Origin of the sequence: Vibrio sp. St2 (genome assembly GCF_947311885.1) — a bacterium.
Classification (GTDB): domain Bacteria; phylum Pseudomonadota; class Gammaproteobacteria; order Enterobacterales; family Vibrionaceae; genus Vibrio; species Vibrio coralliilyticus.
The window spans coordinates 804,189-820,786 of sequence record NZ_CAMZNA010000002.1 but is presented as its reverse complement, the minus strand read 5'-3'; the positions used below and the strand labels follow the sequence as shown (position 1 = coordinate 820,786).

The window sequence follows — 16,598 nt, the reverse complement described above, 5'->3', positions numbered from 1 at the left end:
AAATATTCAATTATTTTGTTACCGTTCTCTTCGTATAATTTGTGTAAATCAGATTGGAGGACAGAGTTATGACAGCCGTAATGATAGACCACACACACTCTTCATTTGACAACCTAAGCAAGGTGCTTGACCTTCAGAAACAAGCATTTGCAGAAAATCCAATGCCAAATGCAGATGAGCGTATCGCTAAGCTGAAGAAGCTGAACTACGCGGTGTTGGACTACAAAGATCAGCTTATTGAGGCTGTCAGCGCCGACTTCAGTAACCGTAGTTCGGCGGAAACCATGATGGTGGAGATTCTTGCTGCATTGGAAGGTATTGTTTACAACAAAAAGCATTTACGCAAATGGATGAAAGCGCAAAAGCGCCATGTGCCTCTTTCCCTCAAGCCGTCTCGGGTTGAGGTGAGATATCAACCACTCGGTGTGATTGGCATCGTTGTCCCTTGGAACTTCCCGATTTTTCTTGGCTTATCACCTCTTATCGGTGCTCTGGCGGCAGGTAATCGAGCCATGATCAAAACCTCAGAATTTGCTCCGAAGACATCTACGGTAATGAAAGAGATGTTGGGTTCAATTTTTGATGAGAATGAAGTAGCAGTCGTGGAAGGCGATGTTGAGGTCAGCAGCGCGTTCACCAAATTACCTTTTGACCATCTGGTGTTCACGGGAGCAACCAGCGTGGGTAAATTGGTGATGAAGTCTGCGGCAGAGAACCTAACGCCTGTAACACTGGAGCTTGGAGGGAAGTCGCCCGCTATTGTTCACGATAGCTACTCTGCCAAAGAAGCGGCCAAACGTCTCGCATTTGGTAAGGCGATTAATGCCGGTCAGGTATGTGTGTCTCCTGACTATGTGTTCTGTCATCACTCTCAAGTGGAAGAGTTTTGCGAGACATTCAGTGAAGTGTTCTCCAGCCGCTATCCAAGCATGAAAAACAATCAGGACTACACCGCGATCATTAATGAACGCCAGCTACACCGACTTCAGCAGTATCTGCAAGATGCAGAGGACAAAGGCGCCACTTTAATTGAGATAAACCCTGCAAATGAAGACTTCTCGGGCACTCGAAAAATGCCAATGACGCTTGTGCTTAATCCAACTACCGACATGTTGGTGCTGCAGGAAGAGATCTTCGGTCCGATTCTTCCGGTCATCACCTATTCGGATATGTCGGAAGTGATTGAGTACGTTCAAGCGGGCGAGAGACCACTGGCACTGTATTACTTCGATGATGATCAGCGCCGGGCAAATCAGCTCCTTGATACGACTCATTCTGGCGGTGCTTGCATCAACGATTCTATGATTCATGTGATGGCAGACGATATTCCTTTTGGCGGTGTAGGCGCTTCAGGAATGGGCCACTACCACGGTAAAGAGGGCTTTCTGAATTTCAGCAAAGCAAAAGGTGTGGTGAAGAAAGGGAAAATCGATCTCGCGAGTATGATTGCTGCCCCATGGGACAATAAGATGTTTAATTTGTTGGTGAAGTTCCGCCTATGGCGCTACAGTCGATGAACTGTGTGATATTTAAAAAGGGGACGCTTGTCCCCTTTTTTATCAATTACTGTTTGAGTTCGCGCTCAACGTAATCGTAAATGTACTGCCTTGATTCGGTTCAGACACCAGTTGAATATTGCCACCTAAGTTATCAACCATGGCTGCGGCAAGTGATAGGCCCAGTCCATAGCCTTCAATATTGCTGCGACTCGCATCAACGCGGTAGAGCCGCTCGAAAATCAAATCCTGATACTGTTTGTCGATACCAATACCTGTATCTGAGACAAGAATCTGAACGTGATGATCACTGGTTTTATCGGCTTTTAGACTAACTTTTCCGCCTGTTTCGGTGTATTTAATTGCATTATCGACCAAGTTCACCAGCGCCTGTGTGAGTTTTTCTGGGTCTGATTGAATGATGAGATTGTCGTCAGCTATTGCCTGCAATTGAATCTGTTTGTCATCCGCTACGTCTTCATACCAGCTCACAACGGTTTTCAGAACCTCAGAGACATTGGTTGAGGTGCTTTGTTGCTGACGTTTACCAGTGACTTCATCGTTGAGCTTCATTAGAGCGGTAAGCATATTGCTGGCTTGCATTGCATATTCAGCGCAATCAGATAAAGCGTGCTCCATCTGCTGGGTGTCTTTGCTGTCTAACAGCGCGGATTGTGAAGAGAGCGTAATCCGTGACAAGGGGGTACGGATATCATGAGCAATGGCATCCACAGTCGTATTGAGTGTAGTAGTAACATGGTGCAGTCGGGCGATAGCGTCATGCACACTGGCACTGATGACGCTCAGACCTTGCGGTGTGGCGGCTGGTTTGTCCGTCATCTCTAACTTGCCTTGGCTGAGTTTATCCAGCGAATCTCCGAGCATAACCAGTGGTGACATCGCGCTGCGAATAATGCGGTGAGTGAACAAAGTAGTGATAGCAACCAACACTATTAAGGCGTATAAAGTCATCAGCCATTGTTTGTAGGCGATGGCGTAACGCGGTTGATTGTCGAGAACTAACCAAAAATCCAGCGTTTCTCCTTCAATCTTCAGCGACATATATGGGTTAATAATGAAAGCCGTAAACCAAGATTTATCGTCAGTAAGGTAATCATTGAGTAGGATGTCGGCTGGCAAGTTGTTATCACCAGCGACAAAGTTGGGGCTGGCCGCAGGCTCTTTCGAAATAGAAAAGGCCGCGATATTGTTTTCAATCAGGCGATGCGGATTGGCAGTCATGACGTGAATCAGTTGATCGGCTGAATCGTAGGTAAGAATACGCTGGTATTCAGTGGCCATTGAGTTGAGGATTTTCTTTTCGGTGCGGTATAAATCGAAGAAGAACATCACCCCCACCACTATTTCAACCAGTATCAGACACAGCAATAAGATCGCCATAAACCGCATCAGTAGTGTGTTGCGTGCCTTAGCCAGTGCCTGCTCAATGTTGTGACTTGAGGACATAGCCAACCCCTCTGAGTGTATGAATTAATGGGGTATCAAAGCCTTTATCCACTTTGCTGCGTAAACGACATACCAGTACATCCACCACATTAGTCTGCGGATCAAACTGATGCCCCCAGACTTGCTCAAGAATGGCGGTTTTTGAAATGACGGTTTCAGGGTTTTCCAGCATCAGCTTGATCAACATGAACTCTCGTTGATTGAGTTGAATCGAGGCGCCATTTCTTTCAAGTGAGTGTTTGAGCAGATCCAGCGATAACTCACTGTAGCTCAATTGATAACTTTGGGCAGGGTTCTGTTGACCTCGGCGGGCCAGTGATTGACAACGAGCGAGCAGTTCCGGAAAGGCGAACGGCTTGACCAGATAATCATCCGCACCAGATTGCAGCCCTTTGACTCTTTCATCTACAGAGTGTTTTGCGCTCAGGATGAGAACTGGTGTTGCATGGCCTTCTCCTCTCAGTTGAGCTAAAACTTCAAAGCCGTCTTTTTGTGGCAGCATGATGTCGAGTACAATCACATCGTAAGGTTCACTGATGGCTTCATGCAATCCGTCAACGCCGTTGGTGGCGTGTGTTATTGTACAGCCTTCCTGCTGGAAGCCATTGATAAGAAAGCGTGCTATGTGGGTGTCATCTTCAATCAAAAGTATTTTCATCAGCTGTCCATTTCCTCACTCTCCCTAAACAGTCCTTCATACTCTACCAACAACCTTTCATGAATTTAACCAACATTACAGCTTTGTAATGATTGGGAAAGTCTTCAGTAATAGAGCCTTAGTTAGGATGTACCTGTCGAATCAAACAAGGTCTACCTTACAGGAGTGAACATGAAAACTATCAAACTTAGCGTACTAGCAGCGTCTCTTGGCTTCCTTTCAATGTCTTTCAATGCGTCAGCCGCAGATAAAGGCCACACCGTATCAGTGACGCAAATTTCGTCTCAGTCCGCTTTCAGTCTGGCAAAAGAAGCCGTTAATCAATGTGAAGCGAAAGGCTACAAAGTATCCGCGACAGTGGTTGACCTATCGGGCAATGTACTGGCTCAACTTCGTTCAGACGGCGCAGGCATCCACACCTTAGACAGTTCACGTAAGAAAGCCTTTACTGTGACCAGCATGAAACAGCCGTCAGGCAACCTGATGAAGCTGATTGCTGACAAGCCAATTATGCAGCCTTTGCAAAATATGGATGACAACTTGCTGTTCTTAGCGGGTGGTGTTCCTGTTCAGCTTGATGGCAACCTAATCGGTGCAGTTGGTGTAGGTGGAGCACCGGGTGGTCACCTAGATGTGCAATGCGCTGATGCCGCAATTAAAAAAGTGTTCTAATTTGAGTTAACCACTGCCTTTGAGTGAACTCAATTCCCCGACCAGAGACACTGGTCGGGGTTTGTTTGTATCTGAAGGTTAAGCGTGAATCTGTTGGATTTTAAACTGCTCACACTGGTTGAACTGGGCAAACTCCGACAGCTCTTGTTCGAGGGCAGAGTGAAAGTCATCTCGCTTTCTCAGTGTGGGTTCGATATGTAAGCTTAGCGCCTGAAGTGTCGAGGTTGGCTTGTCTACTTTGCAATCAACACGAGCGACTAACTTTCCATCCCACATGACAGGTAGGCAGAAGTAACCAAACTGGCGTTTATCTGCTGGCACATAGCACTCAAGCAGGTAATCGAAGTTGAAAATCTTCTGAGCGCGTTTTCTCTGGATCAGTAGATTATCAAACGGAGAGAGTATTTTGGCCTTCTGGCGATTGAGGCGCTTACCGAGCAAATCCAACGCGCCGTGGAACGTGTAATAGGTATGGCCGTCGACCTTAAAAGGGAAAATTTCACCTTGTTGGCACAATTGCTTCATCGTGTTGCTGACCAACTGCTTAGTGTTTTTGAGCAGGTAATTGATTTCCGAAAAATGACCAAAACCATGCGCTCTGAGGTAATTCATTACCAGATAGCGACCATATTCTTCATCGCTCGGCATTGAGGTATCTATTCCTTGCGGTAGGACTCGTTCTGTCAGGTCATAAACCTTATGAAAGTTGCGCCTCTCAGTGATCATTAAATCACCTTGCATGTAGAGATTCTCCAGCGCCTGCTTAGTGGGTTTGGTTCCCCAGCCCTGCCTTTTGACGCCCGCAGACTCAAAGTCTTTTGCCATTAATGGCCCTTCGTGCTCAATTCGACTGATGATGTTATTCATCAACTGGTTATCGCGGCGATACCAATGATTCTGGTCTCCGGATTTTATGGCCTCTTTACGTGGCAGAGTGAAGCGATAATCTCGCATGGGCAAATAAGCGGCGGCATGAGACCAGTATTCAAACACAGAACGATTTTTTACCAGCTTATCGAGGTGATTGGGTTGATACTTCGAATTGCGGCTCCACAAGGTATGATGGTGGGCGCGCTGGACGACCGAGATAGTGTCGATTTGCACATAACCGATACGCTCAAATGTTGACAGCGTGTTTTGTAACGCGCCGCCTGATTTCGGGCTTTGTGGCAAACCTTGAGAGAGTAGCGCGAGCTTCTGAGCCTGTGCAATTGAGAGTGTTTCCATACTGAGAGTGAATCCTGTATCTACCTACTCGGGTGGGTGAGAGTCTGATTTGCAGTGTAAATTGGATGCACCAGTGTAATGGAAGCGCTCGAAGCATTCGGAGGGGAAGATCGAGTTATCAACAAAAGATAAGCCTCGGAAGTATCCCGAGGCCAAGTTTTAGTGAGTGATAAAGTCCCTTAAGACGGAAATGAATGCGTCTGGCTGTTCCAACATCGGGGTGTGACCACACTCTGGTAGACTGATAAAGTCTGCGTTGCAGAAAGGAGGGTGAACGTCTGACCACGCTGAAAGTGGCGCGATGCTGAAATCTTGAAGACCTCCTAGCACCAGCGTCGGTAGCATAATCGCTTGCGTGTAGGCGCTGATGTCCAAATAAGCGAACTCATTGCCCCATAGTTTATCGAGCAATGCGGTATGCATTGGAATATCTCGCCACAATGGGAGCTCATCGAAGTCTGGATTAAACCAGCGCATTGGACCTAATCTCCGACAGAGATGGGAAAACTTTCGATGGGGCTCAAGCTGAATATCGCCTTCCAATAACGCAATGCTTTTCTCAAAGGCCGTTTTGCGATCCTGACAGGCATGTTTTTCCCAATTAGCCATCTGCAGAGTTCGCATTTCCTCTGATAAGCTTGGCGCCGCGCCGATTAAAGCACACCCTTTTACGCGAGTTGGAAATCGGTAGGCGAAGTCGAGAGCCATATAGGCATGGCCAGAATGTCCCATCACCCAACAACGCTCTACGTGGAGTTGTCTGCAGGCTAGTTCAACATCCTGCGATATCTGTTCCAATGACACGTCATTTAAATTCACAGGCCTTTCGCAGTGCGCAAAACCTCTGTGATCAATAAATACGCAGCAAAAATGTTGATAGATATCGGCAGGCATAATGCGGTAGTAATAATCTGCACTGCCGATAATCAGAAGTGTTGGTCCTTGGCCTTGCTCAATGACTTTTAGTCTGAACCCATCTGTTTGAATAAAACTTGTCGTCTTGTTGTACATATTGTTCCTTTTTCAGGTCGCAAGCGACCCCTTCAGATTTAACAAAGTGGTTGTTTAAATAGAAAGAGGAAAAAGCGTCAACGGATCAGTTTCATTAGGGGATTTTCTGATAATGGAATTGAGTCTATCTTATAAAAAGCCCTAGCGTGATGCTAGGGCTGAATTAGGTTTATTCACCGAGTGCTTTTTTCGCCAAACGCGCGGCGGCGTGCTTATGCCGCTCGAGTAGCTGATGCAAGTCGACACCAATCACTTCACTATTTAGCACGCGCCAGTGGCCCGCGACCATAACTCGGTCTGCTTGCTGTGCGCCACATAAGATCAGAGCGGCTAACGGGTCGTGACTGCCAGAGAAACGGATTTCATCGAGCTTGAACATGGCAAGATCGGCTTGTTTTCCGACGGCCAGCTCACCGATATCGCTACGGCCCATGGCACGAGCAGAGCCCTGTGTGGCCCAGCGAAGGGCGTCGAAATGGGTGACATTGGCTGAGCCGTATTGCAATCGTTGCAAGTACATCGCCATACGAACTTCGGCAATCATGTTAGAGCCGTCGTTGGATGCCGAACCGTCGACACCTAAACCGACTTTGACGCCAGCGGCCTCCAAATCGTTGTTTTTGCAGATCCCCGATGCCAACATCATGTTCGATGTCGGACAATGGCTGATCCCCACGCCTGCTTTGCCAAGACGGCGAATCTCTTCTTGATTGAAATGAATACCGTGTGCCAGCCAGGTTCTATCAATCAGCCAACCAACGTCTTCGAGATAGTCGACGGGTCTCAGGCCGAATTTCTGCAGACAGAAATCTTCTTCGTCGAGTGTTTCACACAAATGCGTGTGCATCATGACGTTTTCCTGCGCGGCAATGTAAGCAGTTTCCTTCATCAGATCTGTGGTTACAGAGAAGGGAGAACACGGCGCTAGGGCGATTTGCGTCATGGCACCATCGTGATGCTGGTGGTACTGGCGGATCAAGCGTTGGCTGTCATCGACAATCGCTTGTTCTGTCTGAATGGTGTGACGAGGCGGAAGGCCACCTTCATCTTCGCCGAGGCTCATTGAACCGCGGGTAAAGATGGCTCGTACGCCGAGTTTTTGCGCCGCTTCAACCTGAAGATCAATCGCATGTTCGAGTCCGTTTGGCAGTAGGTAGTGATGATCGGATGCCGTGGTGCAGCCAGATAGCATCAGTTCCACCAGTGCCAATTCAGTCGCCACACTCATCATCTCTTCGTCTAGATTCGCCCACACTGGGTACAGGCTTTGCAGCCAGTGGAACAATTCTTTGTTCAAGGCATCAGGATAGGCGCGAGTCAGAGTCTGGTAGAAGTGATGATGAGCGTTGATTAATCCGGGGGTCACCACATGGTGCGAGGCGTCGACGACGTAATCTATCTGATGAGACGGCGTCTCGTTTTTTGCGATAAGTTCGACAATCTTGTTTCCCTGCACCACCAAGCCGCCTTGCGCGTCTTGATGATTTGCAGTGTAAATTGCCAGTGGATTCTTAATCCAGATGGTTTCCATTCATAGTAATCCTTAGCCATCTCAGCCATTTCAGGGGAGAGGGTCTTGATCGATTTTAGGTTGAGTTATTGCCAGACTGGTCTGACGCTAAGTGTGTTTCGGTTGCTTCTAGAGAGGAGCAACCGAAACAGTCGTTATTCTTGCTGAGCTTTCAACGGGCTTTGTGCGTCTGGTGTCTGCTCTTCTTTCTTAGACTGTGCCAGCTCCTCTTGCACTTGATCGCGGCTCTCTTTGAGTGCGTCGCGCTCTTCTCTGCGGCTCGATTTAGGTAGCAGTTGATGCAGAAGAACGGTTGCGATGGTGCCTGTTGTGATACCTGAGTGAAGGAAGTTAGCAATATCATGTGGTAAGTGCTGTAGCAGACGCGGCTCAAACGTGACCGCCAAACCTGAAGCAAGGCCAACACAAATCACCAGAGCGTTACGTTTGGTGTCTGCGGCTGTGATCAGCATACGAATCCCAGCATAAGCGATCATACCGAACATCACAAAACCGACGCCGCCTAATACCGGCTTAGGAATGGTGACGGCAATCGCAGCCAGTTTCGGGAAGAGTCCGCCTAGGATGAGCAAGCCACCGGTTGCAGCGACGACAAATCGGCTGGCAACGCCCGTAATGCCGACAATACCGACGTTTTGACTGAACGAGGCCAGTGGCATCGCAGTAAGAATTGCGGCAAGCGTACTGCCAAGGCCATCACCCAGCAAGCCACGTTGCAAATCTTTACCTGATACTTGCTTGTTACAGTTGTTGGCGAGCGCCATGAAGTCGCCTGTAGCTTCTGCGATCACGACAATGTAAACCAAACTCATACTGACAATCGCGCTGGCGTGAAAACTTAAACCGTATTTAAGCGGTTCTGGGCCACCGACCCAAGCAGCGGTCGATACGTCGTCCAGATTAACCATGCCCATGGACAGGGCAACGATATAACCGCCTGCCAGACCAATCACGATGGCAGACGCTGCTATGGCCCCTTTGCAGTAAACCGATACAGCGACCACGATGCCCAATGACACTATGGCGAGGAAAAGCTTGGGTAGTGTTGCGAAGTTTTCACTGGCGGCAGGCGCATCGCCGACCCAGTTCATTGCGACTGGCAATATGGTCAAACCGATCAAGGTGACGACCACGCCGCTGACCACGGTCGGGAAGAGCTTGCGTACCTTATCCATATAGAAGCTGGCGAGAATCACCACCAGTGAGCCGATTAACGCCGACCCCATGATGCTGGCCACACCACCTTCGCGGCCTATCGCAATGGCGACGCCAAGAAATGCAAAGCTGGAACCCATTACCACAGGTAAGCGAATACCAATCGGACCTAAGCCGAGACACTGAGCAATGGTGACAATGCCTGATGCGAGCAAGGCTGCATTAATCAGAGAAACAATTTCTTCGTTGGGCAGCCCAATAGAGGCGCCGACGATGAGGGGAACGGCAACAATGCCGCCAATCGACGCCAGCATATGCTGGAGTGCAAGGAGTAAAGTGATGCCATGAGGCGGTTTTTGGTCAAGCGTGTACAGAAGTTTCATTTGTTTTACCTCAGAGAGAGTTGGCGTAATTGGTTATCTCTCGTTGAGTGGGGAGTGCTCCCACTAAACAGGTGGCAGACTTCTACAAACTGCGTAGGGTCGATGGATTTTACGTGTAACAGTCTCGCCTGAGCAGAAGCTCAGACGAGGTGGTGGAGATGAATTAGATGTAAATCAGCTTGGCAACGAAGATGACCGTCAGGATGTACATCGAGATAGAGACGTCTTTGGTTTTACCCGTGGCAACTTTGAGCACAGTGTAAGTGATGAAGCCTAACGCGATACCGTTAGCAATCGAGAAGGTCAGTGGCATCATCAGTGCTGTAATCGCAGCAGGAGCACCATTAGTGAAGTCTTTCCAGTCGACGTGCTGCATACTGCTCATCATCACAAAGGCTACATAAATCAGTGCGCCAGCGGTTGCGTACGATGGGATCATCCCCGCCAGAGGCGATAGGAATATTGCCGCGAGGAAAAGCGCAGCAACCACAATGGCAGACAGACCTGTACGAGCGCCCGCAGCTACACCAGCGGCACTTTCAACATAGCTAGTTACCGGAGGACAACCTACACACGCACCTGCCACACTAGAGATACTGTCGGCTTTCAACGCTTTGCTTAGGCCTTCAATCTTACCTGTTTCCTTGTTGATCAAGTGTGCTCGCTCTGCCACACCCATCAGGGTACCTGCAGTATCGAACATATTGACGAACAAGAAGGCTAGAATCACGCTCACCATTGAGATATTAAATGCGCCAGAAATGTCCATTGCCATAAAGGTTGGAGCAATACTTGGCGGTGCAGAGAAGAAGCCGTTGTAATGCACCAGCCCTAGCATCATGCCAATCAGAGTCACACTCAGAATGCCGATAAGAACAGCACCGAAGATTTTACGTTCGCTGAGCACAGCGATGATAAGGAATGCGATGGCAGCGAGCATGGCATCTGGCTTGGTGAAATCGCCTAGTGAGACCAAAGTTGCTGGGTTTTCGACTACAATGCCTGCGGTTTTAAGACCAATCAGACCAAGAAATAGTCCGACACCGGCTGTCATAGAGAAGCGCAAGCTTTCAGGAATACTTTCGATGATCCACTGACGAATCTTATAGAAGCTCATCCCGACAAACAGGATGCCAGAGAGGAACACCGCACCTAGTGCCACTTCCCAGCTGTAACCCATTTCGCTGACAACGGTGAATGAGAAAAACGCGTTGAGGCCCATACCCGGTGCCAGACCGACAGGCCAGTTAGCAAACAGCCCCATTAACAGACAGCCGATGGCTGCACCGATACAGGTTGCGACAAAGACGGCGCCTGAATCCATTCCAGAAGCGGCCATGATCTGAGGGTTTACGAAAATGATGTACGCCATTGTGGCAAAGGTGGTGATGCCCCCAATCATTTCATTTTTGACACTGGTTCCATGTGCTTTCAGTTTGAAAAAGCGCTCCAAAAAGCCACTAGGTTGACCTTCGGTATTAAGCACTTCTGCTTTGCTTTCATTCATGTCAGCAAGTCCTTTTATTTTGGTGTTTCATCAATTGAAGACCGCACTTCGCCCGGACGTCTCTGTCTCAGACGAACTTCAATTATCCCGATTGAATAGTTATATGACGCTGTTAGGTGACGCTTATCGTTATTGCGTTAGCTGCCCCGATAAGTCGAGAAGCTATACGGTGAAACCAGTAGCGGCACGTGATAGTGCGAATCTTTCTCACCCAATCCAAAACGGATCACGACGTCATCGAGAAAGGCAATGTCGCCCAGGTCGACGTCTTTGTTGCGAAAATAATCGGCAACGTGAAAAACAAGCTGATACTTTCCAAGTTCAAAAGCTTCGCCTTCTAAAACAGGCGCGTCAGTGCGGCCATCAAAGTTAGTCGTGACGGTTTTAATCTTGGTTAGGTTGTCACCTTCCACTCGGAACAGTTCAACTTCGATGTCTGCACCTGGCAGGCCATGCATTGTATCCAATACGTGTGTGGTTAGTTTTCCCATAATTCCTGTTCGCGCGTCGCGCTCTCCTTAGCTTTGAGGTTATTTTAAATTGTATACAAAGTTGTTTTTAAACTTTGTTGGATACCTATATATGTACACAAAATATTCATATAGTAAAGCTCGTTGTTATAAAAATGTTACTAGTGGATAAATTAAAAAATGAATTATGTGAAGTGTAATTTCGTCTGTATTGAAGTGCATTTATTTGTAACTAATTGATTAATATGCTTATGTTTGTAAAAAGTAACTTTAGCAACAAAATCTTTACATTAAGATATTTTATTGTATACAATGAATGCATGAAGTTGATGTGGCGTTACAATCGCGCCAAGCTTTTTAAGGAGAGCCTGAATGGATAAGGATTATTCACGAGATCTGGTTGGCTATGGGGCGAATCCTCCGCATCCCAAATGGCCGGGCGGTGCTCGTATCGCAGTGTCATTTGTATTGAATTATGAAGAAGGTGGTGAGCGTTGCCTTCTGCATGGAGATGACGAGTCCGAAGCCTTTCTATCTGAAATCCCAGCCGCTCAACCTATTAAGGGTGAGCGCCATATCAGCATGGAGTCTATCTATGAATACGGTAGTCGTGCTGGTGTGTGGCGTGTCTTACGCCTGTTTGACGAATACGAAATTCCACTCACCGTTTTTGCGGTGGCTATGGCGATTGAGCGACACCCTGACGTGGCAGAAGCCATGGTGCAAGCAGGCCATGAAATTTGTAGCCACGGTTATCGTTGGATTGATTATCAGTACATGGATGAGTCACAAGAGCGTGACCACATGGCAAAAGCGATTGAAATCATCAAAGAGATCACAGGTAGCAGACCACTCGGTTGGTATACCGGTCGCACTGGGCCAAATACCCGTCGTTTGGTGGCGGAAGAAGGCGGATTCTTATACGACTCCGATGCCTATGATGACGATTTGCCGTATTGGCACACTGAAGCGGGTCGTCCTCAGTTGGTGATTCCATACACTTTGGATGTTAATGACATGCGTTTTGCTACCGCTCAGGGGTTCAACTCTGGTGAGCAATTCTTCCAGTATCTGAAAGACACGTTTGACACTCTTTATGAAGAAGGGGAATCCGCCCCGAAGATGATGTCGGTCGGATTGCATTGTCGCTTGATTGGTCGACCCGGTCGTCTTGCTTCACTCAAGCGTTTTCTCGATTACGTAAAACAACATGATGATGTGTGGCTATGTCGCCGCATTGATATTGCTCACCACTGGCATGAGCACCACCCATACACACCAAAAAAGGAGAAGTAATATGACTGAATTTCGTACTTGTAAACCATCAGAGATGGCTCGCGCGGAATTTGTCTCGCATTTTGGTGATGTGTATGAGCACAGCCCATGGGTGGCCGAATCGGTATTCGATCAAGGGCTTAATACCGAAGACAACAAAATTGAAAACTTGCACCTGCGTATGGCTAAAACCTTGCTGGGTGCAGAGAAAGATCAACAACTGGATCTGATTAACGCTCACCCGGATTTAGCCGGACGTGCTGCCGTTAATGGGGAACTGACCGCAGCCTCGACTGCTGAACAAGCGGGGGCGGGCATTGACCAATGCTCTGCGGACGAGTTCGAGAAATTTACCACTTATAACAACAGCTACAAAAGTCGCTTCAATTTTCCCTTCATTATGGCTGTGAAAGGGGCCAATCGTTACCAAATTCTTGAGTCGTTCGAGATGCGATTAGGAAATGATAGTGAAACTGAGTTTGCTACTGCGATTCAGGAAATCAACAAGATTGCGCTGTTTCGCCTGCGAGATATGTAAGTCACAGAGCTGGCGACTATCCCGTAATAACGCTCTCTAGAGAGCAGATAACTGACTCACTTAACCTATTTTTGATTAATTGGAAGGATGAAGGAAATGTCCTTAGATTTTGAACAATACATAAACCTCGCTGATGACAAACTGGGCGCTCAAGCTATTTACGCGACCGACGATTTCTTTGCTGATAAAAGCCGCCTTTTGCGCCGTGAAGCGCCGGAGTGGAAGGAGGGTGTTTATGACGATAATGGTAAATGGATGGATGGCTGGGAAAGCCGCCGTAAACGTGGTGAAGGCTACGACTATTGTGTGATTCGTCTAGGCCTAGCTGGCACAATTGCAGGCGTTGATATCGATACCTCTTTCTTTACGGGCAACTTCCCACCATCGGCATCTATTGATGCGTGTTACTCACCAGATGGCGACCCAACGGATGCCACTGAGTGGCAAGAAATTCTGCCGTCAATGAGCTTGCAAGGCGACCATCATCACCTTGAGCAAATTGAAAGCGACGAAGTGTTCACTCACTTACGTCTTAACATCTATCCAGATGGCGGTGTTGCACGTCTTCGTGTTTACGGCCGACCAAGCGTGGATTGGGACCGCATTGATGCTCAGCAGAAAGTGGACTTAGCCGCTGTTGAAAATGGTGGTCGTGCGTTGGCATGTAGTGACGAGCACTATGGTAATAAATCAAACATTCTTGGCCCTGGCCGAGGCGAAAATATGGGTGATGGCTGGGAAACCGCACGTCGACGTACTCCAGGGAATGACTGGGTGATCGTTGCGCTGGGCCATGCTGGCAACATTGACCGTGTTGTGGTGGATACAGCGCACTTTAAAGGCAACTTCCCAGATAGCTGCTCTATTCAAGCGGCCTACGTTAAAGGTGGCACGGATGACCAAGTAGCGACACAAAGCCTGTTCTGGCGTGAGCTTTTGCCAGCACAGAAGCTCAAGGCACACGACATTCATGAGTTTGTCTCTGAAGTGAATGAACTGGGCGCTGTGACGCACGTTCGTCTGAATATCTTCCCGGATGGTGGTATTAGCCGTCTGCGTTTATTTGGAACTAAAGCGGAATAAGCGAGGGAAGCACAATGAGCAATGGAATTCGCCGATTAAAAATAGAGCCACTCACCAAAGAGGCGTTTGCAGAATTTGGAGACGTTATTGAAGTCGAAAACAGCGACTACTTTATGATCAATAACGGCTCGACCCGTCGTTACCACAAGCTAGCGAGCACGGATGTACAAGATCAAGGTGGTGAAGCCATCATCAGTATCTTTCAGGCCACGCCGCTGAGTTACCCGTTAACGATAAAAATGCTGGAACGTCATCCGCTTGGCTCACAGGCCTTCGTTCCGTTGCTTGGGCGACCATATTTAATTGTTGTTGCACCGAAAGGAGATGACCCGCAGTTGTCGCAAAGCCGTGCCTTTATCAGCAATGGCCGACAAGGTGTCAATTACCACAAAGGTGTTTGGCACCATCCGGTGTTGGCGCTGACCGAGCGTGATCAGTTTTTGATCGTCGATCGAGGTGGTGAAGGGCATAACTGTGATGAAGTGTTTTTCGACACCGATTTGGTTTCTCTGCATCTGGAAGATATTCCAGGCAACAGCAGCACGGATGAAGAGCAACGCATGGAACAAGCGTTGTAATGCTGGCACTGCCCATCACAGGGTTCCCTTGTGATGGAAAGCGCTGGCAGTAAATAGGAGTTTATTATGGATCCACATATCACGGAGTGGTTGAATCTGGCGATTCGCTGGGTTCACATGATAGTCGGGATCGCCTGGATTGGCGCATCGTTTTACTTTGTTTGGTTGGAGAACAACCTAAACCGCGTTAACCCGAAAACTGGCCTGTCAGGCGACTTGTGGGCAATTCATGGCGGTGGTATCTACCACCTTGAAAAGTACAAGCTTGCGCCACCAGAAATGCCAGAGCACCTGCACTGGTTTAAATGGGAAGCATACTTCACTTGGATTACCGGTGTGTTGCTACTGGCGGTTGTTTATTATCTCAACGCAGAAATCTATCTGATTGCACCGGGCTCTGGCCTGTCATCTACCACTGCTATTGCGATTGGTGTGGGTGCGTTAGTCGCGGGCTGGTTCATTTACGATCTCTTGTGTGATTCGCCTTTAGGCAAAACCCCAATGTTGCTGGGACTGGTTCTGTTTGTACTGCTTGTTGGTGCGACCTACGGACTGGCTCAGGTCTTCAGTGGTCGTGGTGCTTACATCCACGTTGGTGCCATCATAGGTACTATCATGGTGGGTAACGTTTTCCGCGTTATCATGCCAGCGCAGCGCAATCTGGTGAGTGCGATTGAAGAAAACCGCGAACCGGATCCGGCACTGCCAGCGAAAGGTTTACTGCGTTCTCGCCACAACAACTACCTAACATTGCCTGTACTGTTCATCATGATCAGTAACCACTTCCCGAGCACTTACGGTTCGGAATACAACTGGGCGATTCTAGCGGGTTTGGCGATCTTCAGTATCCTAGTACGACACTATTTCAACACACGTCATGGTAGCCAGAAATTTGCTTGGACGATCCCTGTGGCGGCTTTGGGTATGATCACGTTGGCATTTGTGACTTCTCCTTATGCGAACCGACCTGCAGCGCCAGTGGCGAAAGCACCGGTTGTACAACAGCAGGCTGCGCCTGTTGCTGAAGCTGCAACAACAGAAGCAAATCAAACCGCATCGGCATCAACCGCTGAGCAGGCTCCTCAGGAGCAAGCAGCACCTGCAACAGGTGGTGTCAGCTTTGCCGAAGTGAACAAGGTCATTCAAGAGCGTTGCTCTGTATGTCACTCTGCCACGCCAACGCACGCAGCATTTGCGGTTGCGCCTGGAGGAGTTGTACTGGATACCCCTGAAGAGATCTTAACTAATGTTCCACGCATCATTTCTCAGTCCGTTGCGACTAAAGTGATGCCGCTGGGCAACCTTACTCAGATGACTGATGAGGAACGATCCCTTATCGGAGTTTGGGTGGAACAAGGTGCAGTTATCCAATAACTGTCCTTGCGGGACTGAGTGTCAGCCTGACTTCCTGTCATCCTATGTTCAGGCTGACATAGACTCCTCATTCCCAGCTGTCTCCAGACAGTGTATTTCCCTTTCCCCGGAACGTGTTCCGGGGTTTTTTATAGGTGTTAAGAAGCAAGAAATGCAAGGTTGTTGAAGTTGTG

15 protein-coding genes are annotated in these 16,598 nt (G+C 48.3%); 7 read left to right on the top strand and 8 right to left on the bottom strand.

The genetic code is table 11. The features are described 5' to 3' along the window. The first annotated feature begins 68 nt into the window (after positions 1-68). A complete protein-coding gene (locus QMA41_RS10180) occupies positions 69-1,517 on the top strand; it encodes a coniferyl aldehyde dehydrogenase (RefSeq protein ID WP_281629558.1) in 1,449 nt (482 codons plus the stop codon). A gap of 42 nt (positions 1,518-1,559) precedes the next feature. Here QMA41_RS10180 and QMA41_RS10175 read toward each other — a convergent pair whose 3' ends face one another. Further along, positions 1,560-2,963: a HAMP domain-containing sensor histidine kinase gene (locus QMA41_RS10175; protein ID WP_281629557.1), complete on the bottom strand. Its 1,404-nt coding sequence runs from the start codon at positions 2,961-2,963 to the stop codon at positions 1,560-1,562. Then, positions 2,941-3,621, bottom strand: coding sequence for a response regulator transcription factor (locus tag QMA41_RS10170; RefSeq protein WP_281629556.1), 681 nt, complete (start codon positions 3,619-3,621; stop codon positions 2,941-2,943). Before QMA41_RS10170 ends, QMA41_RS10175 begins: the two co-directional genes overlap by 23 nt. Positions 3,622-3,792: 171 nt before the next feature. Between QMA41_RS10170 and QMA41_RS10165 the strand changes: the two genes are divergently transcribed. Continuing rightward, positions 3,793-4,293 (top strand): heme-binding protein, encoded by a 501-nt coding sequence (locus tag QMA41_RS10165; protein WP_281629555.1) that lies wholly within the window; start codon positions 3,793-3,795, stop codon positions 4,291-4,293. Positions 4,294-4,371: 78 nt separating this feature from the next. Here the strand turns inward: QMA41_RS10165 and QMA41_RS10160 are convergent, their stop codons facing one another. From QMA41_RS10160 to uraH, 6 genes are all read right to left on the bottom strand, one after another. Then, on the bottom strand, positions 4,372-5,520 hold the full coding sequence (locus QMA41_RS10160; RefSeq protein WP_281629554.1) for a crosslink repair DNA glycosylase YcaQ family protein: 1,149 nt from the start codon (positions 5,518-5,520) through the stop codon (positions 4,372-4,374). Between the two features lie 159 nt (positions 5,521-5,679). Then, positions 5,680-6,531 (bottom strand): alpha/beta hydrolase, encoded by an 852-nt coding sequence (locus QMA41_RS10155; RefSeq protein ID WP_281629553.1) that lies wholly within the window; start codon positions 6,529-6,531, stop codon positions 5,680-5,682. Between the two features lie 169 nt (positions 6,532-6,700). After that, a complete protein-coding gene (locus tag QMA41_RS10150; RefSeq protein ID WP_281629552.1) occupies positions 6,701-8,062 on the bottom strand; it encodes an 8-oxoguanine deaminase in 1,362 nt (453 codons plus the stop codon). 134 nt (positions 8,063-8,196) lie between these two features. Then, on the bottom strand, positions 8,197-9,600 hold the full coding sequence (locus QMA41_RS10145; protein ID WP_281629551.1) for a nucleobase:cation symporter-2 family protein: 1,404 nt from the start codon (positions 9,598-9,600) through the stop codon (positions 8,197-8,199). Between the two features lie 163 nt (positions 9,601-9,763). Beyond that, the gene (locus tag QMA41_RS10140) at positions 9,764-11,107 is read right to left on the bottom strand and encodes an NCS2 family permease (RefSeq protein WP_006961859.1); all 1,344 of its coding nucleotides are present in this window, start codon (positions 11,105-11,107) and stop codon (positions 9,764-9,766) included. 137 nt (positions 11,108-11,244) lie between these two features. Beyond that, positions 11,245-11,598: a hydroxyisourate hydrolase gene (gene uraH / locus QMA41_RS10135; RefSeq protein WP_281629550.1), complete on the bottom strand. Its 354-nt coding sequence runs from the start codon at positions 11,596-11,598 to the stop codon at positions 11,245-11,247. Between the two features lie 351 nt (positions 11,599-11,949). On the opposite strand from uraH, the gene puuE reads away from it, so the two are divergent. The 5 genes from puuE (at position 11,950) to QMA41_RS10110 (ending at position 16,425) form a co-directional block, all read left to right on the top strand. Continuing rightward, positions 11,950-12,873, top strand: coding sequence for an allantoinase PuuE (gene puuE, locus QMA41_RS10130; RefSeq protein WP_006961856.1), 924 nt, complete (start codon positions 11,950-11,952; stop codon positions 12,871-12,873). Between the two features lies 1 nt (position 12,874). Then, positions 12,875-13,390 carry a 2-oxo-4-hydroxy-4-carboxy-5-ureidoimidazoline decarboxylase gene (gene uraD / locus QMA41_RS10125; protein WP_038156772.1) on the top strand — a complete coding sequence of 172 codons (516 nt, stop codon included), beginning with the start codon at positions 12,875-12,877 and terminating at the stop codon, positions 13,388-13,390. Positions 13,391-13,486: 96 nt separating this feature from the next. Then, a complete protein-coding gene (alc, locus tag QMA41_RS10120; RefSeq protein WP_021455252.1) occupies positions 13,487-14,473 on the top strand; it encodes an allantoicase in 987 nt (328 codons plus the stop codon). A 14-nt stretch (positions 14,474-14,487) separates the two neighbouring features. Then, a complete protein-coding gene (locus tag QMA41_RS10115; protein ID WP_006961853.1) occupies positions 14,488-15,051 on the top strand; it encodes an ureidoglycolate lyase in 564 nt (187 codons plus the stop codon). A 66-nt stretch (positions 15,052-15,117) separates the two neighbouring features. Then, positions 15,118-16,425, top strand: a complete 1,308-nt coding sequence (locus QMA41_RS10110) for a urate hydroxylase PuuD (RefSeq protein ID WP_281629549.1) — start codon at positions 15,118-15,120, stop codon at positions 16,423-16,425. The last annotated feature ends 173 nt before the right edge of the window (positions 16,426-16,598 follow it).